This window comes from Faecalibacterium prausnitzii (assembly GCF_003287405.1).
GTDB classification, from domain to species: Bacteria; Bacillota; Clostridia; order Oscillospirales; family Ruminococcaceae; genus Faecalibacterium; species Faecalibacterium intestinale.
Map to the genome: position 1 here is coordinate 140,050 of NZ_PRLD01000003.1, position 19,808 is coordinate 159,857.

General features: G+C 62.0%; 16 protein-coding genes and 1 other RNA gene. 13 read left to right on the top strand and 4 right to left on the bottom strand.

The genetic code is table 11. The features are described from left to right. Window positions 1-3: 3 nt before the first annotated feature. Together ispE and C4N24_RS04335 are read left to right on the top strand one after the other, a co-directional pair. Window positions 4-888 (top strand): 4-(cytidine 5'-diphospho)-2-C-methyl-D-erythritol kinase, encoded by an 885-nt coding sequence (gene ispE, locus C4N24_RS04330; RefSeq protein ID WP_112090455.1) that lies wholly within the window; start codon window positions 4-6, stop codon window positions 886-888. 58 nt (window positions 889-946) lie between these two features. Then, window positions 947-1,150 carry a DUF378 domain-containing protein gene (locus tag C4N24_RS04335; protein WP_112090456.1) on the top strand — a complete coding sequence of 68 codons (204 nt, stop codon included), beginning with the start codon at window positions 947-949 and terminating at the stop codon, window positions 1,148-1,150. A 127-nt stretch (window positions 1,151-1,277) separates the two neighbouring features. Here C4N24_RS04335 and C4N24_RS04340 read toward each other — a convergent pair whose 3' ends face one another. The 3 genes from C4N24_RS04340 to C4N24_RS04350 all read right to left on the bottom strand — a co-directional run bounded on the left by C4N24_RS04340 (window position 1,278) and on the right by C4N24_RS04350 (window position 2,560). Continuing rightward, window positions 1,278-1,922, bottom strand: coding sequence for an AhpC/TSA family protein (locus C4N24_RS04340; RefSeq protein ID WP_112090457.1), 645 nt, complete (start codon window positions 1,920-1,922; stop codon window positions 1,278-1,280). Between the two features lie 92 nt (window positions 1,923-2,014). Beyond that, a non-coding RNA gene (gene ssrS / locus C4N24_RS04345) (6S RNA) lies at window positions 2,015-2,219 on the bottom strand. A 26-nt stretch (window positions 2,220-2,245) separates the two neighbouring features. Then, on the bottom strand, window positions 2,246-2,560 hold the full coding sequence (locus C4N24_RS04350; protein WP_005928201.1) for a DUF1292 domain-containing protein: 315 nt from the start codon (window positions 2,558-2,560) through the stop codon (window positions 2,246-2,248). A 247-nt stretch (window positions 2,561-2,807) separates the two neighbouring features. Between C4N24_RS04350 and C4N24_RS04355 the strand changes: the two genes are divergently transcribed. Continuing rightward, window positions 2,808-3,530 carry a peptidylprolyl isomerase gene (locus C4N24_RS04355; protein ID WP_112090458.1) on the top strand — a complete coding sequence of 241 codons (723 nt, stop codon included), beginning with the start codon at window positions 2,808-2,810 and terminating at the stop codon, window positions 3,528-3,530. Window positions 3,531-3,578: 48 nt separating this feature from the next. Here the strand turns inward: C4N24_RS04355 and ruvX are convergent, their stop codons facing one another. Further along, window positions 3,579-4,010, bottom strand: coding sequence for a Holliday junction resolvase RuvX (gene ruvX / locus C4N24_RS04360; RefSeq protein WP_015536729.1), 432 nt, complete (start codon window positions 4,008-4,010; stop codon window positions 3,579-3,581). A 138-nt stretch (window positions 4,011-4,148) separates the two neighbouring features. Between ruvX and C4N24_RS04365 the strand changes: the two genes are divergently transcribed. The 10 genes from C4N24_RS04365 to plsX all read left to right on the top strand — a co-directional run bounded on the left by C4N24_RS04365 (window position 4,149) and on the right by plsX (window position 19,804). Further along, window positions 4,149-7,511 (top strand): PD-(D/E)XK nuclease family protein, encoded by a 3,363-nt coding sequence (locus C4N24_RS04365; protein WP_112090459.1) that lies wholly within the window; start codon window positions 4,149-4,151, stop codon window positions 7,509-7,511. After that, entirely contained in the window at window positions 7,508-11,194 is a 3,687-nt protein-coding gene (locus tag C4N24_RS04370) for a UvrD-helicase domain-containing protein (protein ID WP_112090460.1), read from the top strand. Before C4N24_RS04365 ends, C4N24_RS04370 begins: the two co-directional genes overlap by 4 nt. A 308-nt stretch (window positions 11,195-11,502) precedes the next feature. After that, window positions 11,503-12,081, top strand: a complete 579-nt coding sequence (infC, locus tag C4N24_RS04375; RefSeq protein WP_055185860.1) for a translation initiation factor IF-3 — start codon at window positions 11,503-11,505, stop codon at window positions 12,079-12,081. Window positions 12,082-12,099: 18 nt separating this feature from the next. Continuing rightward, entirely contained in the window at window positions 12,100-12,303 is a 204-nt protein-coding gene (gene rpmI / locus C4N24_RS04380) for a 50S ribosomal protein L35 (RefSeq protein ID WP_005928215.1), read from the top strand. A gap of 55 nt (window positions 12,304-12,358) precedes the next feature. After that, window positions 12,359-12,709 carry a 50S ribosomal protein L20 gene (gene rplT / locus C4N24_RS04385; RefSeq protein ID WP_005935552.1) on the top strand — a complete coding sequence of 117 codons (351 nt, stop codon included), beginning with the start codon at window positions 12,359-12,361 and terminating at the stop codon, window positions 12,707-12,709. Window positions 12,710-12,986: 277 nt separating this feature from the next. Then, the gene (locus C4N24_RS04390; RefSeq protein ID WP_112090461.1) at window positions 12,987-13,769 is read left to right on the top strand and encodes a TrmH family RNA methyltransferase; all 783 of its coding nucleotides are present in this window, start codon (window positions 12,987-12,989) and stop codon (window positions 13,767-13,769) included. Further along, complete coding sequence (gene dprA, locus C4N24_RS04395) at window positions 13,766-14,893, top strand: DNA-processing protein DprA (RefSeq protein WP_112090462.1); 1,128 nt, start codon at window positions 13,766-13,768, stop codon at window positions 14,891-14,893. Before C4N24_RS04390 ends, dprA begins: the two co-directional genes overlap by 4 nt. Window positions 14,894-15,005: 112 nt before the next feature. Beyond that, window positions 15,006-17,090 carry a type I DNA topoisomerase gene (gene topA / locus C4N24_RS04400; protein ID WP_112090463.1) on the top strand — a complete coding sequence of 695 codons (2,085 nt, stop codon included), beginning with the start codon at window positions 15,006-15,008 and terminating at the stop codon, window positions 17,088-17,090. 291 nt (window positions 17,091-17,381) lie between these two features. After that, window positions 17,382-18,758, top strand: a complete 1,377-nt coding sequence (gene trmFO, locus C4N24_RS04405; RefSeq protein WP_112090464.1) for a methylenetetrahydrofolate--tRNA-(uracil(54)-C(5))-methyltransferase (FADH(2)-oxidizing) TrmFO — start codon at window positions 17,382-17,384, stop codon at window positions 18,756-18,758. A 29-nt stretch (window positions 18,759-18,787) separates the two neighbouring features. After that, window positions 18,788-19,804, top strand: coding sequence for a phosphate acyltransferase PlsX (gene plsX / locus C4N24_RS04410; RefSeq protein ID WP_112090465.1), 1,017 nt, complete (start codon window positions 18,788-18,790; stop codon window positions 19,802-19,804). Window positions 19,805-19,808 lie beyond the last annotated feature (4 nt).

A 19,808-nucleotide genomic window follows, 5' to 3' on the forward strand; every position in this document is an offset into this window, starting at 1 on the left:
CAGATGGAACGGCGAGAGCGGAGAAATGCAGTGACGGTGCTGGCCCCGGCCAAGCTCAATCTGGCACTGGACGTGGTAGGGCTGCTGCCAAACGGCTACCATGCGCTGGATATGACTATGCAGACCATCACTCTATACGAGCGTGTGGTGCTGCGCCGCAGCGCCGGGCTCAGCCTGCAGCTGCCGGGCAGCCCTGTGCAGCCCAACGATAAAAACACCGCCATCAAGGCAGCGCTGGCGTTTTTTCACTACACCGGGCTGCTGGCGGGGGTGGATATCATCATCCACAAAAACACCCCGGTGCGGGCTGGTATGGCCGGCGGCAGCGCGGACGCCGCCGCCGTGCTGGTGGGACTGAACGCCTTGTACGGCGCAAAGCTTTCCATGAGCGAGCTGTGTGCGCTGGGCGCGGGCATTGGTGCGGACGTGCCCTTTGCCCTGATGGGCGGCACCTGCCGGGTGCAGGGTGTGGGCGATGTGATCAAGGCGCTGCCGCCCGTGCCGGACTGCTGGTTCACGGTGGTGATGCCGGACTACGGCGTGTCCACCCCGGAGGCCTTTGCCGCCTACGATACCGTGGGCAGCAGCACCCACCCGGACTGTGAAGCGCAGGAAGCAGCCATCCGCGCCGGAGATCTGGACGCCGTATGTGCTGCCGCCGGCAATGCGCTGGAAGAGTGCAGCGGCGCAAAGGATAACGAAGCAATCAAGGCTCTGCTCCGGGCGCACGGCGCTGTCACCGCGCTGATGACCGGCAGCGGCGCGGCAGTGTTCGGCGTGTTCCGGGACGAAGCTGCCGCCAGAGCCGCCGCAGCGGCGGCAAAGCGGCAGTGGCCGCAGGTGTATGTGGCGCAGCCCGACCGCGGCGGTGCCCGGGTGATCCGCTAAAAAGCATAAACCTCCTTCCCGCAGGGCATACTGACCCCAAAGGAAGGAGGTCTTTTTAGTGCAGACCTTTTACAAAATCTGCCTGCTGCTGCTCATCGTGGGCGGTGTGAACTGGGGGCTTGTGGGCTTGTTCCAGTTCGACCTTGTGGGCTGGCTGCTGGGCGGCAGCACCTCGGTGTGGTCCCGCATCGTGTTTGCGCTGGTGGGCTTGGCTGCTCTTGGCTGCATTCCGAATCTGTTCAGCGAGGAACCGGAAGAATAACAAAAACGGCTGCTGCACTTTTGCGTGCGGCAGCCGTTTGCGCATTGCAGCGCTTCCGGTAAAAAAGCAGGTCTGGAAAATCCTTGGATTTTCCAGACCTGAAAATAAAAAACGTTTTCTGCGTGGATTACTTGTCGTTATCCACATCATCCCAGCCGATAAGGTCGGGCAGGGTCAGCGTTTCGTCCGAGCAGTGATGGCTTGTGCGGCGCTGGTCGGCGGCCTTGGTGTGCACCACCTCGCGAGCGAGCTCCCGGATGGCAACGCAGTCCTCCGGCAGGTCGGTCTGGCTGCGGCCGGAGTGGGTGAATAAAATTTTTCCCTCGTGCCCTACGATCAGGGTCATGGGCAGGATCTGCGGGGCATTGCGGTCGTAATGATAGCCAGCATCCCGGGCACTTTTGTAGATGCGCTGGGCAGAAAAGCTCCAGCTCAAAAGCCCGCGCGCCTGCTCCACCCCCAGATAGCTGTACAGCACACCCGGCGCATCGCAGATGATGGGAAAGGGAAACTCCTTCCCCTGTGTAGCCTCGGCCACCGCGCGGGGCGCTGAGCGCACCACACACGCCAGCCGCACACCCCGCAGCCGCGGCAGGGTCTTTAAGTAGCGGGTCAGGTATTCCCGGGTGACCGGGTGGTCGAACCCGGGCAGAAAGATCATGCACAGGGGCTCGGTGCCCGCACACAGGGCGTAAAAATCGTTGCCCGGGGTGGTGGGGGTGTCAAAGGTGAACCGGGGAATGGAAGTACCAACCAGATGCTCAGAACTCATGCCGCAATTGCACATCCTTTCAAGTGGTGATAAAAAAATCCACAGCCGTGCCCTGTGTTTGCAGGGGCACAAGCGGTGGATTGGATTACTATAAAGATCCCGCCCGGTCGTCTGCGGTCAATCAAACCTACCCTTACGGACAGGTGGGTGCCCTGTCTCCGGAATCACGCTTCCTCATCGAGCCTCCATGGTCGACCCATGGCGGGGAGGTCTGCAATCCACCGGAGAACTCCGGGCTCCCGTTGAATGATTAGTAGGATCATACAAACCGCAACAAATCGAGCCGGGCAGGAAGTCTTGCACGGGTCAATCCGTCAAAGGACTTACTCGATATCGTAGTCCTCGCTCAGACGCTGCTCGAACAGCTTGCTGACTTCCATCAGCACCTCGTCATCCTCTACAACGTCCAGATATTCGCCTTCATCGTCCTCCCCGACACTCAGGATCACCAGCTGGGCGTCCTCGTTCAGGTCTTCTTCGTTTTCGGCGTATTCCACAACAGCCAGATAATGCACACCCTTGTGGTCCAGCGCGTCGATCACCTCAAAGGTGACCTCGTTGCCGTCCTCGTCCTCAAGGGTCATCAGGTCGGGCTGATATTCTTCCTCAGTATTAGGGTTCTTGATCTCGTCAGACATAATACGCTCCTGTATTGCTTTATCACAAAAAGCAGTTGATGCTGCGGGCTGCACCCCGCTTGGTCTGCTTATAGTGTAGCGTGTTTTGTGCAGTTCGTCAAGATGCTTTTTCGCACAGAAATCATTGGATAAATTTTCACGCATTTTCCTCTCGCACTGCCGCGCAGAATATGGTATACTACTGGTTGAATCTTTTGCGCTGCACCGTGCAGCGTGCAGTACAGTATATGGAACAGGGAGCGGGAATATGTTGAAAAAATTCGGGGCAGTCTGTTTTGCGGCGGTGCTGCTGCTTACCGGCTGCACGCTGCGGCCGCAGGAAAACGGCAGCAAAGTCCAGAGCATCAGCCGCCCGGCGGTGGAATCCGCCGAGCTGCAGTTCACCCACCCGGCAGCAGGGGACACGGTTGCGGTGTTCGATACCTCGGCGGGTGTTTTCCGGGCGGTGCTCTTCCCGGAAAAGGCTCCGCAGGCCTGCGATAACTTTATCGGCCTTGTGCAGCAGGGCTACTACAACGGCCTTACCGTAAGCCGGGTGGAGAATCAGTTCGTGGTGGAAGCCGGGCAGGGCGCAGACGGCAAGGGCTCTACCATCTGGAAGGGCAGCCGCTACCCGGTGGAGACATCGGACAGCCTGCACCACTACGCCGGGGCGCTGTGCATGGGCGTGGACGCCTCCGGCGAGTGCGCCAGCGTGTTCTACGTGGTGGAATCGCTGCCGGGAGAGCAGTCGATAACGCAGGAACTGGTGGATCAGATGAATGCTGCCGGTTACCGCGCCGAGGTGGTATCCGCTTACCAGACGGCGGGCGGTGCGCCTTATCTGGACTACACCGATACCGTGTTCGGGCAGGTGTACGAGGGCATGGACATCGTGGACACCATCGCCCAGACCGCCGTGGACGAAAACCAGAAGCCCACCGCCGATATCACCATCAACAGCGTGAGCATCGAGACCTATCAGGGATAAATAGTAAAGTCAAAAAATGATGCCTGTGCGTGAGCACAGGCATCATTTTTATATCTCCCCGGGGTGCTCCTTGCGCCATGCAAGGTAGTCCTCTAAAATCACTGTGGCACTGACCGAATCCAGAATCTCCTTGCGGCGGCTGCCGTAGGTGCCGCTTTCGTCCAGAAGGTCGGCGGCGGCGCAGGTGGTCTGGCGCTCGTCCCACATCCGCACCGGCAGGCCGCTCCAAAGCTCTACGGTCTTTGCCAGCTTGCGGCTCTTGGCGGCGCGTTCGCCCTCGGTACCGTCCATATTCAGCGGCAGACCGATCAAAATCATCTCGGCTTCGATCTCCTTGGCCACCTCGCATACCCGGGCGGCTACCTTATTGCGGGCTTTTAAAGTGATCTGGGGCGTGATGGCGGTGGTAAGAAATTCGGTGCGGTCGCAGGTGGCAAGGCCGGTGCGGCTGTCCCCGTAGTCAACGGCTAAAATCTTCATATAAAGTCCCTTTCCGGTGTGCAGGCTGTTTTTTTCAGTGTACCACAGCTGGCAGGGGATTGCAAAGAAAAGCTGTGGTTTTATCACCGGTTTCGTGTTACAATAAAGGCAAAAATCAACGAGCGGGAGGAAACCGAAATGCTGAAACTGGTTCTGGGCGCTTCCGGCAGCGGCAAGACCACCCTGCTGTATGCCCGCATCCGTGCCCGCGCCGAGGCGGGAAAGCGCAGCATCCTGCTGGTGCCGGAGCAGTTTACTTCCAGCACCGAAGCGCGCATCTACCGGGAGCTTGGAGATGCCCTTTCCGGCATGGTGGAAAGCTATTCCTTTACCAGTCTGGCCGAGCATATCCTTGCGGCTCTTGGCGGCGCGGCGGTGCAGACCCTGACCGATGCCGGGCGGGCGGTGCTGGTGCGCCGTGCGCTGGAGGAATTGCAGGATAACGTGCACTACTACTACCGCCACCGGCGCAGCGCGGCCTTTTGCCAGATGGCTGCCGAGACCATCGACGAGCTGAAAAGTGCCGGGCTTTCCGGGCAGCAATTGCAGGAGCTTGCCCGGGACTGCGGCTCCGAGAGCGCAAAGCTGGGCGAACTGGCACTCATTTTTCAGGGCTACGAAAGCCTGCTGGCGGGCACCGGCATGGATCCCGCCGACCGTCTGGAGCTGGCTGCCGACCGTCTGGAAGCTGCGCTTGCCCGGGATGAACTGCCGGACTTTTTGCGCGAGCGCGAGGTGTTCATTGACGAGTTCGACACCTTCAACGCGCCCAAAAAGCGGCTGATGGGTGCCATGCTGGCCGCGCTGCCCGCCGTGACGGTGGCGCTGTGTGAGGACGGCGCACCCATGCAGCCCGGGGACTTGGAACTGTTCTCCGGTGCAAAGCAGGTGGCGGCGCAGCTGCGCCAGCTGGCGCGCAAAAACGGCGCACAGGTGGCCGCGCCGGAACTGCTGCGGCGGGACCTGCGCCATAAGGATGCGCCGGGGCTTGCCGCCTTGACCGAGCTGCTGGAGACCGGCAGCTGCACCCCGCCGGAAAGCGCCCCGGAGCTGCGGCTGTTTGCCGCCGCCAGCCGGGAGGAGGAAGCCCGCTGCGCTGCTGCCGCCATCCGCCGCCTGATGCGGCAGGGCGTGCGCTGCGGAAAGATCGCGGTGGTCTGCCGCGATATCAGTCTGTACCGGGCTGCGGTGCGGTACGAGTTCCGCATGGCAGAGATCCCTCTGTACTGCGACGAGCCCACCACCCCGGAGTTCAGCGCCCCCGCCACGGCGGTGCGGGCGCTGCTGGCACTGCTGCGGGGCGCGGACATGACCGAGCAGCTGACCGTACTGGCAAAGACCGGCCTGTGCGACCTGACTGAGCCGGAAGTCTGTGCACTGGAAAACTACGCCTACACGTGGTCGCCCAATGCTGCGGCGTGGCGGGCAGAATTTACCAAAAGCCCCCGGGGCTTCGGCGATGCCGAACTGACTGAGGAGGACACCCAGAACCTGACCCGTGCCGAGAACGCCCGCAAAAAGCTGGTGACGGCGGTGGATACCCTGCGCGGCAAGGTGCGCAGCGCCAACGCCGAGCAGATCAGCCGGGCGCTGTATTTCTGCCTGAAGGAGCTGGGCGCAGAGGGACAGCAGGCTGCGCAGGTGGAGGATATCCGCACTGCCCGGGGCATCCCGGCGGCAGAGGAAGCCGCCCGCGAGTGGAACGTGGTGATGCAGCTGCTGGACGAGATGGCGCGGCTGCTGGGCAGTCAGGGCATCACCGTGCCGGAGTACGAGGATCTTTTCAGCCTGCTGCTGCGCTCCTCTGACCTTGGGCACATCCCGCAGACCTTGGACGCGGTGGTGCTGGCAAGTGCCGGCAAAATGCGTCTGGATGCACCGGATTATGTATTTGTGCTGGGGCTGGCAGAGGGCGAATTTCCCTGTACTCCCGCAGAGAGCGGCCTGCTGACCCATGCCGACCGCGATCTGCTGATGGCAAAACAGATCGACCTGCCGGACTGCTTTGAGAACCGGGTGGTGCGTGAGCAGGTCTGTTTTTACAAAGCCCTCACCGCCCCGGCAAAGGGGCTGTGGATGAGCTGGCCGAAAGGACAGGGGCAGACCCTGTGCGCCGCGCTGGAGCCCATCGTGGAGGCGTTGCAGCCCGCCGCACCGCAGCTGGAACTCATTGACCTTGCCGCCACTCCCGCAGACGGTCTGGACGTGCTGGGCGGCGGCTGGCCGATGACCGAACTGGAACGCGCCAGCCTGACCAAGGCGCTGCGCAGCCCCGGCGAAGGGGTACAGGCACCCCGGGGGCTGGCACTGTTACAGCGCATGGAGCAGGACCCGCCCCGGCAGGTGCAGGATCTGCCCACGCTGGAAATGCTGCTGGGCAGGCGGCTGCACATCTCGCCCAGCCAGCTGGAAAAATACTATACCTGCCGCTACGGCTACTTTTTGCAGTATGTGCTGGGGCTCAAGCCCCGCCGCCGTGCGGAGCTTTCGGCTGACCAGAGCGGCACCCTGATGCACTGGGTGCTGCAGATGGCACTGGATCCCCACCCCGGGGCGGACAATCCCTGCGCCGGGCTGCGCCCTTTTTTGGAACTGGACGACACCGCCATGGCGGACCTTGCCGCCGCGCTGGTGGATGAGTATGCGCGGCGTTATCTGCCGGAGGATACTGCACGCTTTGCCTATCTGCTCTCCCGGCTGAAAAAGAGCATGACCAGCCTGTTGTGCTATCTGCGGGACGAGCAGAACCAGTCCCAATTCAAGCCCGTGGCCTGTGAGCTGAAAATAGGCCGAGGTGAGGATGCCGTGCCCGGGCAGGTGTACCGCCTGTCAGATGGGCGCACGGTGCAGCTGGTGGGTACGGTGGACCGCGCGGACGAGTGGATCGAGGATGACGGCACCCGCTGGGTGCGGGTGGTGGACTACAAGACCGGCAGCAAAAAGCTGGACTTGAAGGAGGTCTACTGCGGGCTGGACTGCCAGATGCTGCTGTATTTGTTCAGCCTGACCCGGGATGCGGGCGGGCGCTTTACCGGCGCACAGCCGGCGGGCGTTTTGTATCTGCTGGCCGACCCCGCCCCCCAGACCCTGCCCCGCGGGCAGGCCGCCCGGGCAGTGGAGTACCAGCTGGACGGCCTTGTGCGGGACGAGCAGAAGATCTTTGACGCCATGGACGCGGACGAAACAGGCAAGTACCTGCCCTTTGGCTACCGCAACGGCGCACCCAGCCCCTACCAGAAGGAGAAACGAGCCGACAGTGCCAAGCTCAGCCGTATCCAGCTGCATCTGGACGACCTTGTCACCCAGATGGGCGAGCAGCTTTACGGCGGGCAGATCGACGCCGAGCCGCTGGTGGTGAGCAGCAGCAAAAGCCCCTGTACTTGGTGCGATTACAGCTTTATCTGCTGCCACGAGACCGGGGTGCACGAGCGTGCGCTGGAAGCCCCTGCAAAGCCCTTTGAACCCGAGGAAGAACCCGAAGAAAAGGAGGAACAGCTGTGAGCGGACCCAAATGGACCCCGGCGCAGCAGGCTGCCATTGCCGACCGGGGCGGTGCGCTGCTGGTAAGCGCAGCCGCAGGCAGCGGCAAGACCGCCGTGCTGACCGAGCGGGCGGTGCAGCTGATCACCGACCCGGAGCACCCGGTAAACGCCGACCGGCTGCTCATCGTCACCTTTACCAACGCGGCGGCGGCAGAGCTGCGCGCCCGCATCGGGCAGGCGCTGCTGCACCGCAGCCAGCTGCAGCCCGGCAATGCCATGCTGCGCCGCCAGCGGATGCTATTGCAGCGCGCGCCCATCTGCACCATTGATGCTTTTTGCCTGAACCTGCTGCACAAGCACTTTCAGGCGCTGGATATCCCGCCGGATTTTGCCCCGGCAGACCCCGGTACCGTGCAGCTGCTGCGGGGGGCGGCACTGGCCGAAACGCTGGAAAACGCCTACCGCGACCCGGATTTCTGCGCCTTTGCAGACCTGTACGGCAAAGGACGCACGGATAAACCGGCGGGCGATGCCATTTTGCAGATCTACGATTTTCTGCGGGCACTGCCGGATTACGACCGCAAGCTGGATGAGTTTCTTGCCCCTTACGAGCAGGAGAACGGCTTTGCCGCCACCTGTTGGCACGACCTGCTGCTGGCCGAAGCTGCCCGCTGCGCCAAGGCTGCGCGGGAACTGCTGACGGCAGCACTGGCCGACTGCCGGGCGGATTTTGCACAGGAGCAGGCAGCTGCTGAGGAAAAAAAGACTCCTTCCGCCCGGGCAAAGGCACAGCTTGCGGTGGCAGAAAAATACGAGGAAGCCGGTACAAGGCTGGAAAAAGCCGCCGCCCTCTTTGCGCAGGCAGAGCAGCTGGCAGCTGCCGGACAGTGGGACCCGCTATACGACCTGCTCACCCCCTATGTGCTGGGCATGGAGGAAGCCCCCGGCCTGAAGGGCATGAAAAAGCGTCTGGGCGGCGACCACAAGGCGGAGATCAAGACCCGCTCAGACGAAGCCGCCGCTCTGTTTGAGCAGATGACCCAGCTCATCTGCTGTTCCGAAGCCGAAGCCGAGACCGACCGGCAGATCACCCTGCCCCGGCTGCGGGCGCTGTTTGCCGCCGTGCGGGACTTCGATGCCCGGTTCACAGCCAGAAAACGGGAGCGCAAGCTGCTGGAATTCAGCGATTTTGAGCACCTTGCCCTGCGGCTGCTGCGCACCCCGGAGGGCACGCCCACCCCCTTGTGTGAGAACATCCGTCAGGACTACGCCGCCGTGATGGTGGACGAATATCAGGACACGAACGCCTTGCAGGATGCGCTTTACCGCTGCCTTGCCGCCCCGGCGGGAGATAACCTTTTCCTTGTGGGCGACTTAAAGCAGAGCATCTACCGCTTCCGGCAGGCAGAGCCGGGTATCTTCCGGCAAAAGCTGGACAGCTGGCCGCTGCTGCCGGGCGCAAAAGCCCGTCCCCGCCCGCCGGAGGGCACCCCGGGCACGGACGCTCTGCTGGCGCTGGATGCAAACTTCCGCTCCGCACCGCAGGTGGTGGCGGGCATCAACTACCTCTTTGAGCAGCTCATGACCCCGGAGCTGGGCGATACCGCCTACGGCAACGGGCAGCGTCTGGTCTGCGGTGCGCCCGGGGAATATCAGGGCAGCGTGGAGGTGCAGTTTTTGCCGGACGATGAGACGGAAACCGATGCGAGATGGATCGCGGAACGTATCGAGCAGCTGGTTTCTGCCGGGGAACCGGTGCGGGAGGGCAGCACCACCCGCCCGGTGCGGTACGAGGACTGCTGCGTGCTGCTGGCGGCGCGCACGGATTTCCCGGTGTATGTGGAGGCGCTGACTGCCCGGGGCATCCCGGTATACGCCGACGCCCGGGAGAACCTGATGCTTGCACCCCACATCCGTCCCCTCATCGCCCTGCTCAAGGTCATCGACGACCCCTCGCAGGACATCTATCTGGCCGCCGCCATGCTGGGCCCCATGTTCGGCTTTACCGAGGACGACCTTGTGCGGCTGCGCGCCCGCAGCCGTCAGGTGCAGGCCGAGCCGGACAAAAAGCCCGCCCGCATCAGCCTGTACGGCGCGCTGCTGCTGGCGCTGGAGGACCCGGCAGACGATCCCTTTACCGAGAAGGTGAAGGATTTCTACGCTCACCTCACCGCCCTGCGGCAGATGGCGCGCAGCGCTCCGGCAGAGCAGCTGCTGGAAGAAATTTTTGCTTCCACCGGCTATCTGGCGGCGCTGGGCGTTTTGGAAAACGGTGCCCGCCGCCGGGAGGATGCCCGCCGCTTTGCCTCCTTCTGTGCTACTTCCGGTACAGGCGGTATCTCGGCGCTGGTGCGCGCTATTGATGCCGCCGCACAGGCAGGCAGCACCGGACAGGACACCGTGCCCAGCGGGGTGCACTCGGGGTGCGTGTCCATTATGACCATCCACCGCTCCAAGGGCTTGCAGTTCCCGGTGGTGTTCGTGGGGGATACAGCCCGCAAGTTCAACGCTTCGGATATCCGTCAGCCGGTGCTGGTGCACCGCACTTTCGGCGCGGGGCTGCGGCTGCGCCCGGAAAACGGCGAGGGCGCTTACAAGACCGCAGCCTACACCGCGCTGGCTGCTGTCCATGCCAAGGAACTGCGCAGCGAGCAGATGCGCCTTTTGTATGTGGCGCTCACTCGCGCACAGGATAAGCTCATCCTCACTGTGCCCCTGAGCAGCGGTAAGACTGCAAAGCCCTTTGCCAAGGCAGCGGCTTTTCTGGCTGCCGGGGCGGGGGCTACGCTGCACCAGCAGGCCAACAGCTTTGCCGACTGGCTGCGGGCGGCGCTGCTGGTGCACCCGGACGGCGGGGTGCTGCGGCAGCTTTCCGGCAACCGGGAGCTGCTGTTTGTACAGACTGAAAGCGTGATGGATATCGAGGTGTGTGACGATGCCGTGCAGCTGTCCGAGGAACCGGATGCAGCCACGCCGGACGAAGCACCGGAGACCGACCCGGCACTGGTGGAGAGGCTGCGGCAGGGCTTTGCGTGGCAGTACCCGGCGGCAGCGCTTGCACAGGTGCCCGCCAAGGTCAGCGTGACCAGCATCGTGCACAAGGCCGAACAGACCACGCTGGAGCGCCCGGGCTTCCTTTCCAAGGACGGTCTGACCGCCGCCGAGATGGGCACGGCTCTGCACGCTTTTCTGGAGCACGCAGACTTTGCCCGGCTGGCTGCGGCCAAGGCTGCGGGCACGCTGGACGAAGCCATCCCGGCAGAGCGGGATCGTCAGGTGGCGGTGCAGCTGACCGCCCCGGAGATCGCGGAAAAGCTGGACGCGGTGTGCATCCGCCGCTTTGTGGAAAGCGAGGCTTTTGCAAAAATCTGCGCCGCCGGGCAGGTGCTGCGGGAACTGCCCTTCATCACGGCGCTGCCCGCCGGTGCGGTACTGGCGGCGCAGGGGCACGAAGCGCTGCCTGCTGCCGCAGACGCGCAGGTGCTGGTGCAGGGCATCGCCGACCTTGTGCTGGTGTACCCGGATCATCTGGAACTGCTGGACTACAAGACCGACCGCCGCAAAGCCGAGAGCGATTTCCTGCGCGCCTACCGCGCCCAGCTGAACCTTTACGCCATTGCCATCGAAAAGCGCTTTGCGCCTAAAAAGGTGACCTATAAGGGCATCTACTCCTTTGCGCTGGGCAAGCTGATCGAAGCATAAGGGGAATACCACTTCAGTCTGCTCGTTTCACGCGCAGGCGATGACGGAAGGGGTAAAATGGCAGCTTGTGCGTCCCGTTGGCCGAAAAGTCATAATTTTTCCGGGCAGCGCATAAAAAGTGCTTGACAGGGCAGGTGAAGCGTGGTAAAATAGCCGAGTAAAGAAAGCAGCTACGGCCTGTGCCGCGCTCGCCTTGCGGGAAAACGTCCCCGGGCTATACCCGAAACAGCAGCTTATTCCTTTGAGAATGCTGCGGCTTTGTGTGAAATTTCGCGCGGCTGTCCAGAATATGGGCGGCCGCGTTTTCTATGCCAAATATTGCAACACTATGGATTTTGTTTGGAGGTGCATTCATTATCGCTACCGCTGGAAAGTCGAAGGAACTGGAGATCAACGGCCAGATCCGTGATCGTGAGGTTCGCCTGATCGGTGCTGACGGCGAGCAGAAGGGCGTTGTGTCCATTCAGGTGGCCATGCGCGCTGCAGAAGAAGCCGGGCTCGATCTGGTAAAGATCGCACCGCAGGCTGTGCCGCCTGTGTGCAAGGTGCTGGACTACGGCAAATACCGTTTTGAACAGCAGAAGAAGGAGAAGGAAGCCAAGAAGAACCAGAAGGTTGTCGAGGTCAAGGAGACCCGCCTTTCGCTCAATATTGACACCAACGACTTCAACACCAAGCTCAACCAGACTGCCAAGTTTCTGGCAGCCGGACACAAGGTAAAGGTTTCGATCCGTTTCCGCGGCCGCGAAATGGCGCACAGTGCTTTGGGCGCAGACGTGCTGAAGCGGTTTGCCGAGGCGCTGCCTCAGGCATCCACCGATAAGCCGCCCGTGCTCGAGGGCCGCACGATGTCCATTCTGCTGATCCCGAAACCCAATAAGGACTAATTTTAGGAGGAAACTAAAATGGCTAAGATGAAACTGAAGACGCACTCCGGCGCTAAGAAGCGCTTTAAGCTGACCAAGAACGGCAAGATCAAGCGCGGTCATGCATTCCGCAGCCACATCCTGACCAAGAAGACCACCAAGCTGACCCGTGGCTACCGTCAGCCCAGCTACGTTGATAAGACCAACGCTGCTACCATCAAGAGCATGCTGCCCTACGCCTAAGAGCGAGCCGCAGGTACACAAAACTTTCTACGAGATACTAAAGGAGATATAAAAAATGGCACGTATCAAAGGCGCAACCATGACCCACAAACGTCGTAAGAAGATGCTGAAGCTGGCCAAGGGCTTCTACGGCTGCAAGAGCAAGCACTTTAAGATGGCCAAGCAGCAGGTCATGAAGAGCGGCAACTACGCTCTGGCTGGCCGCCGCATGAAGAAGCGTCAGTTCCGCAACCTGTGGATCTGCCGCATCAACAACGCAGTTCGTCCTCTGGGTATGAACTACTCCACCTTTATGGCTGGCCTGAAGAAGGCAGGCATCGAGCTGAACCGCAAGATGCTGTCCGAGATGGCCATCAACGATCCTCAGAGCTTTGCCGCTCTGGTCGAGACCGTGAAGAACGCCTGATAAAGACCTTGCATCGTGACGCCCGCGCGTATACGCGGGCGTCCGTTTTGTATCCGGGCATTTTTTGCGGCCAGGGAAACAAGGCAACGGGGCAGCGCCCTGCCGCAGAAACCTGCGGCAGACGCTGCCCTTTTTCTATTGTATCCATAGCAATTCAACTTTATAATGCGACGGCAACAGCGTTGAATTGCATATCGCAAATATGCTGTTTGGATACCGCATTGATTTCTTGACTTGCGATAAAGCAAAAGCAGACACACCTGTTCAGGAGGAACGCATGGACGAAAAGATCACCAGCCGGGAAAACGCAAAAGTAAAATATGCCTGCCGCCTTGCTTCCAGCGCAGCATTCCGCCGCACCGAGGGGCGCTTTCTGGCCGAAGGGCGCAAGCTGTGCCCGGAGCTTTGCCGGGGCGCAGAGCTGGAGACCCTGTTTTATACCGAAAATGCGCTGGAAAAGTGCCCGGAGCTTGCCGCTTTGCCGGGCGAGCATTATCTGGTAGAGGATCATGTGGCGGACAAGCTGGCAGACGTGGGCACCCATCAGGGTGTGTTCGGGGTGTTCCGCACCCCGGTGCACACCTTGGAAGAGGTGCGCCCCGGCGGGCGGTATCTGGCGCTGGAACGGGTGCAGGACCCCGGCAACGTGGGTACCTTGCTGCGCAGCGCTGCCGCCTTTGGCTTTGACGGCGTCATCCTCAGCGAGGGCTGCGCCGGCGTCTACGCCCCCAAGACCCTGCGCGCTTCCATGGGCGCGGCGGTGCGCATCCCGGTCATTGAGACCGGTGCCATGCCGCAGGCCATTGCCCTGCTGCGGGAAAAAGGCATCACCTGCCTTGCGGCGGCGCTGTACCAGTCCCAGCCGCTCAGCGCGGCAAAGGCCGGGTATCCCGGCGGCGTCTGCGTGGTCATCGGCAGCGAGGGGCAGGGCCTGACCGATGAGACCATCGCCGCCTGTAACAGCACGGTGCGCATCCCCATGACCGACCGGGTGGAAAGCCTGAACGCCGGCATCGCGGGCAGCATCCTGCTGTGGCACTTCCGGGAGGAGAGCTTGTGACCGGGCAGACCAGCCTGTTCCCGCCGGAGCCTGCACCCGACCCGCTGCTGTGCTGGCTGTGGCTGTCGCAGGTGCTGGGGCCTGCCAGTCTCCACGCCGGAAAGGTGCTGGACGCCTTTGGCGGCGCACAGGAGGCGTGGGAAGCGCAGGAGACCGAGGAGTTCCGGCAGGCGGCAGGGGATACGGCCTTTAAGCGGGCAGCACAGCTGGATGCAGAAAGCTTCCACACGCTGGTGATGCAGTGCGATGCCCTGCGGGTGCGCATTCTGCCTTTTGACGACCCGGACTACCCGCTGGCGTTTTCCCGCATCCCGGATATGCCGCTGGTGCTCTACTGCACCGGCGACCCCCGCTGGCTCAACGAGCCCGGGGCGGTAGGCATCGTGGGCAGCCGCAAGCCCACGGAATACGGCCTGAACGCGGCGGCGGATATCGGCGGGGAACTGGCAAAAAACGGAGCCATTATCGTCAGCGGTCTGGCCGATGGGCTGGACAGCGCCGGACACCGGGCGGCGGTGATGAACGACTGCCCCACCATCGCGGTGATGGGCGTACCCATCGACCGTACCTATCCGGCAGCCAATGCCGCTCTGCGGCAGAAGATCGAGCAAAAGGGCTGCGTCATCAGCGAGTACCCGCCATACAGTGAATATATTGGTCCTACCTGCTTTTTGCAGCGCAACCGGCTTATCGCGGCGCTTTCCTCGGCGGTACTGGTGGTGGAAGCGCGGGAAAAAAGCGGCACCATGTCCACCGTTGCCCACGCCGAGCGCTACGGCAAGCCGGTGTACGCGGTGCCGGGCAGCATCTACTCCCCCAACTCGGCGGGCACAAACGGCCTGCTGCGGGACGGACGCGCCCGGGCCGTGGCCGGTGCCGCCGACCTGCTGGCGGCGCTGGGCCTGCACACCCGGCAGGCAGCACCGGCGGCTGCAAAGCAGCCTGCACCCCTGAGCGATACCGAGCGCCGAGTGCTGGCGGGCATCGGACCAAAGCCTGTGGGTATCGAGGAGCTGTGCGTGAGCACCGGCCTGCCCATGTCCGCACTGCTGGGCACCCTGATGAAGCTGGAACTCACCGGCCGGGTGTACAAGCAGCCCGGGCAGCGGTATGTGCTGCGGTAAAATTGTGGAATATTTCCGCTGGTAAAGCACACAACAGCTGTGGTACAATAATATGAGCAAATGACCGTGCATCCCTTTGGGCGCACGTTGCAGATAGAGGAGAAAAGAAGAAATGGCGAAACTGGTTATCGTGGAGTCGCCTGCAAAGGCGAAAACCATCGGCAAATATCTGGGCGATGACTACGAGGTCACCGCCAGCATGGGCCATATCCGCGATCTGCCCGCATCTCAGCTGGGCATCGATGTGGAGCATGGCTATACCCCGCAATACATCAGCATCAAGGGCAAGGAAAAGCTCATCAAAGAGCTGAAGAGCAAGGCCAAACACGCCGACGGCGTGCTGCTGGCGACCGACCCGGACCGCGAGGGCGAAGCCATCAGCTGGCATCTGGCAAACATTCTGGGGCTGGACCCCCACGAGCCCAACCGCGTCACCTTTGACGAGATCACCAAAAAAGGCGTGAAGGAGGGTATGTCCCATCCCCGTGCCATTGATGAAGATCTGTTCAACGCCCAGCAGGCACGCCGCGTGCTGGATCGTCTGGTGGGCTACAAGCTCAGTCCGTTTCTGTGGCGCAAGGTGCGCCGCGGTCTGTCCGCAGGCCGTGTGCAGAGCGTGGCGGTGCGGCTGATCGACGACCGGGAAAAGGAGATCGAAAACTTCAAGCCCGATGAATACTGGAACGTGGACGCCACCTTAGGTGCCGGGCACAAGAGTTTTGTGGCACGCCTTGCCACGGACGCCAACGGCAAAAAGCTGCTGCCCAAAAGCGAGACTGAAGCACGCGCCATCGAGAAGGGTTTGGAGGGCGCAAGCTATGTGGTGAGCGAGCTCAAGCGCGGCAAGCGCGCAAAGCAGCCCACCCCGGCCTTTATCACCAGTACCCTGCAGCAGGAGGCATCCCGCCGCTTGGGCTTTACGGCCACCCGCACTATGCGTGCCGCCCAGACGTTGTACGAAGGCGTGGACATTGCCGGGCACGGCATGATGGGTCTGATCACCTATATGCGTACCGACAGTCTGCGTATCTCGGACGAGGCTGTGGCCGCCGCCAAGGAGTATATCGCCGGTGCTTACGGCGAGGCATATATCTGCCCCTATAAGCGCACATGGAAGACCAAGAGCGCCACGGCAGCACAGGACGCCCACGAAGCCATCCGTCCCTCTGTGCCCTCCCTGACCCCGGACGAGGTGGACAAGAGCATCAGCGGCGACACCGCAAAGCTGTACCGCATGATCTGGAGCCGCTTTATGGCCAGCCAGATGGCAGACTGCCAGCAGGACACCGTGTCGGTCACCGTCAGCGCGGCGGATTACCACTTCAAGGCCAGCGGCTACACCGTGACCTTTGACGGCTTTACCGCCCTGTACGAGGAAGCCACCGACGAAAAGGAAAAGAAGGAAACGAACCTCCCCCCGCTGGAGCAGGGACAGGTGCTCAAGCTGCGGGAGTTGAAGAGCGAGCAGAAGTTCACCCAGCCGCCCGCCCGCTATACCGAAGCTACCCTCATCAAGGCGCTGGAAGAAAACGGCATCGGCCGTCCCTCCACCTATGCGCCCATCATTACCACCATCATCGACCGCGGCTATGTGGAGCGCGACCAGAAAAAGCTCAAGCCCACCCTGCTGGGCCGGGCTGTGGACGGGTTGATGCTGGAACAGTTCCCTCACATCGTGGACGTGGATTTCTCCGCCCAGATGGAGAAGAATCTGGATAAGGTGGAAAGCGGCAAGGCCGACTGGCGCAAGACCGTGGATGACTTCTATCAGGGCTTTGAAGCCAGTTTGGAACAGGCTGAAAAGAACATGGAGGGCAAAAAGGTCAAGGTGCCGGACGAGCCCTCCAGCGAGGTGTGCGATCTGTGCGGACGCCCTATGGTCATCAAGGTGGGCAAGTACGGCAAGTTCCTCGCTTGCAGCGGCTTCCCGGAGTGCCGGGGCACCAAGCGCCTTGTCAAGGATACCGGCGGCATCTGCCCCAAGTGCGGCAAGGGACGTCTGCTGGAACGCAAGAGCTCCAAGGGGCGTATCTACTACGGCTGCGAGCGTTACCCGGACTGCGATTTTATGACATGGGATATGCCGGTGGCTACCAAGTGCGAAAAGTGCGGCAGCACCCTGTTCCGCAAGGGCGGCAAGCTGTACTGTGCCAAGGAGGGCTGCGGCTTTGAGATGCCGGTGCCCAAAAAGGACTGACAAAAACCGAGGATGACGCACATGGTCAGCATCCTCGCCCTCTCAGTCAAAGCCTGTCGGCTTTGCCAGATTCCCCCTTTTGTCGCTGCGCGACATCTTCCCCCGGCCGGGGGACGTCGGCCCTCAAAGTGGGAGCCCTTGGCAATCCACGCAAAGTTCATCTCTTTGCCAAGGCCTCTCCCTTTGGGAGAGGTGGATGCGAACAAAGTGAGCAGACGGAGAGGGCGAGCCTGCTAGAGCAAAACTGCAACATAAATTCGACGATTTTCTAAAACCCAAAGGAAAGACTAAATGAACGAATACAAAGTAACCATTCTGGGCGCGGGTCTGGCGGGCTGCGAAGCGGCTCTCTGGCTGGCGGGCAAGGGCGTGCAGGTAGAGCTGTACGAGCAGAAGCCCGTCCACTTTTCTCCCGCCCACAAAAGTGAGGGCTTTGCGGAGCTGATCTGCTCCAACAGCCTGAAGGCTGAGCGGCTGGACTCTGCCTCCGGTCTGCTGAAGGAAGAGATGCGCCGCATGGGCAGCCGGCTGCTGACCGCCGCCGAGGAGACCCGCGTGGCTGCCGGCGGTGCGCTGGCGGTGGATCGCGATGCCTTCAGCGCCGCCGTTACCCGCATGGTGGAGCAGTGTGAAAATATCACCGTCCATCGGGAACAGGTGGAAACCATCAACGAGAGCGCTCCCATTCTGGTGGCCACCGGCCCCCTGACCGACGGTGCACTGGCCGATGAGATCGGACGCCTGACCGGGGACGAGCGGCTGCACTTCTATGATGCCGTTGCGCCCATCGTCACCGCCGAAAGTCTGGACTACGGCAAGGTGTTTGCCGCTTCCCGCTACGACCGGGGCGAAGCCGACTACCTGAACTGCCCCTTCAACAAGGCAGAGTACGAGGCTTTCCACGCCGCGCTTGCTGCTGCGGAGCGTGCCCCTTTGCACGATTTTGACACCGGTGCCGAGCAGAGCGCAAAGCCAGACCCGGACGCCCACGGCAAAAAGGCCGATACCGTCACCGTGTACGAGGGCTGTATGCCCATTGAGATCATGGCTGCCCGGGGTGCCGACACCATGCGGTTCGGCCCGCTGCGTCCGGTGGGTCTGGTAGACCCGAACACCGGCCACCGTCCTTGGGCAAACGTGCAGCTGCGCGCAGAAAATAAGGAGCGCACCCTGTATAACATCGTGGGCTTCCAGACAAACCTCAAGTGGGGTGAGCAGAAGCGGGTGTTCAGCATGATCCCCGGGCTGGAAAATGCGGAGTTTGTGCGCTACGGCGTGATGCACCGCAACACCTTTCTGGATGCGCCCCGGGTGCTCAGCGCCCAACTGTGCCTGAAAGCGCACCCCAACGTGTTTTTTGCCGGGCAGATCACCGGTTTTGAGGGCTATATGGAAAGCGCCGCCTGCGGTCTGCTGGCAGCACGCAATCTCTACGCCCGCCTGGAGGGCAAACAGCTGCCCCCGCCGCCCGCCGATACCATGTGCGGCGCGCTGGTGCAGTATCTGACCACCGAGAACAAGAACTTCCAGCCCATGGGCGCAAACATGGGCATTCTGCCGCCGCTGCCCGCCGAGACCCGTCCCCGGGACAAGCGGCTGCGTTACATGGCACAGGCCGAGCGCGCTGTTGCCAGCTTCCAGCACTGGCTGGAGGAAACTGCTCTGTAAGGCAAACCACCTGAAAGGAGAAAACAGGTATGAAGATCATTGTGGACATGATGGGCGGCGACAACGCCCCGCTGGCTGTTCTGGAAGGCGCTGCACAGGCCGTCAAGGAGTACGGCGTGCAGCTGATCGGCGTGGGTAACGAGGCGCTGGTGCGCAAGACCGCCGCCGAGCACAACATTCCGCTGGACGGCATTGAGCTGGTAAACTGCACCGAGACCATCGAGATGTGCGACGAACCCGCCCGCGCCATCCGCCAGAAGAAGGATTCCTCCATCGTGGTGGGTCTGAACCTGCTCAAGGAGGGCAAAGGCGATGCCTTTGTCTCTGCCGGCAGCACCGGTGCGCTGCACGTTGGCGCAAGCCTTATCGTGCGCACTCTGCGGGGCGTCAAGCGCCCGGCACTGGCTACCATGGTGCCCGCAAAGCAGCAGGCTTATCTGCTGCTGGACTGCGGTGCCAACGTGGAGTGCCGCCCGGAGATGCTGGCCGCTTTTGCGGTCATGGGCAGCTGCTATGTGAACAAGGTGGAGGGCCGCAAGAGCCCCAGCGTGGCGCTTGCCAACAACGGCGCCGAGGAGAGCAAGGGCACCCCCGTGCTGCGGGACGCCCACCAGCTGCTCAAGACTACCCCGGGCATCCGCTTTGTGGGCAATATCGAGCCCCGGGATGTGCCCAACGGCGAGGTGGACGTGGTGGTCTGCGACGGCTTTACCGGCAATGTCATCCTCAAGCTGACCGAGGGCGTGGCTAAGATGCTGCTGGGAATGTTAAAACAAATGTTCCTCGCAAACCTTGGCGGCAAGCTGGCGTATCTGCTGCTCAAGGGCGGCGTTACTGACCTGAAGCACCAGATGGACAGCGAGGAATACGGCGGCGCACCCTTCCTTGGCGCAAAGCAGCCGGTCATCAAGGCACACGGCTCCTCCAAGGCAAAGGGCATCAAAAACGCCATCCGGCAGGCAAAGATCTGCGTGGAGAACGATCTGTGCGGCACCATGCAGTCCGCACTGGACGAGCTGGCCGCAGCACAGAAAACTGAGGAATAAAAGG

Coding starts and splice junctions, on each gene's coding strand:
- ruvX (WP_015536729.1), bottom strand. CDS start 4,010: ATGAAGATTTTAGCCGTTGACTACGGGGACAGCCGCACCGGCCTTGCC.
- C4N24_RS04390 (WP_112090461.1), top strand. CDS start 12,987: ATGGACGAAAAGATCACCAGCCGGGAAAACGCAAAAGTAAAATATGCC.
- infC (WP_055185860.1), top strand. CDS start 11,503: ATGCCAAATATTGCAACACTATGGATTTTGTTTGGAGGTGCATTCATT.
- ispE (WP_112090455.1), top strand. CDS start 4: ATGGAACGGCGAGAGCGGAGAAATGCAGTGACGGTGCTGGCCCCGGCC.
- C4N24_RS04340 (WP_112090457.1), bottom strand. CDS start 1,922: ATGAGTTCTGAGCATCTGGTTGGTACTTCCATTCCCCGGTTCACCTTT.
- topA (WP_112090463.1), top strand. CDS start 15,006: ATGGCGAAACTGGTTATCGTGGAGTCGCCTGCAAAGGCGAAAACCATC.
- C4N24_RS04365 (WP_112090459.1), top strand. CDS start 4,149: ATGCTGAAACTGGTTCTGGGCGCTTCCGGCAGCGGCAAGACCACCCTG.
- plsX (WP_112090465.1), top strand. CDS start 18,788: ATGAAGATCATTGTGGACATGATGGGCGGCGACAACGCCCCGCTGGCT.
- rplT (WP_005935552.1), top strand. CDS start 12,359: ATGGCACGTATCAAAGGCGCAACCATGACCCACAAACGTCGTAAGAAG.
- trmFO (WP_112090464.1), top strand. CDS start 17,382: ATGAACGAATACAAAGTAACCATTCTGGGCGCGGGTCTGGCGGGCTGC.
- C4N24_RS04350 (WP_005928201.1), bottom strand. CDS start 2,560: ATGTCTGACGAGATCAAGAACCCTAATACTGAGGAAGAATATCAGCCC.
- rpmI (WP_005928215.1), top strand. CDS start 12,100: ATGGCTAAGATGAAACTGAAGACGCACTCCGGCGCTAAGAAGCGCTTT.
- C4N24_RS04355 (WP_112090458.1), top strand. CDS start 2,808: ATGTTGAAAAAATTCGGGGCAGTCTGTTTTGCGGCGGTGCTGCTGCTT.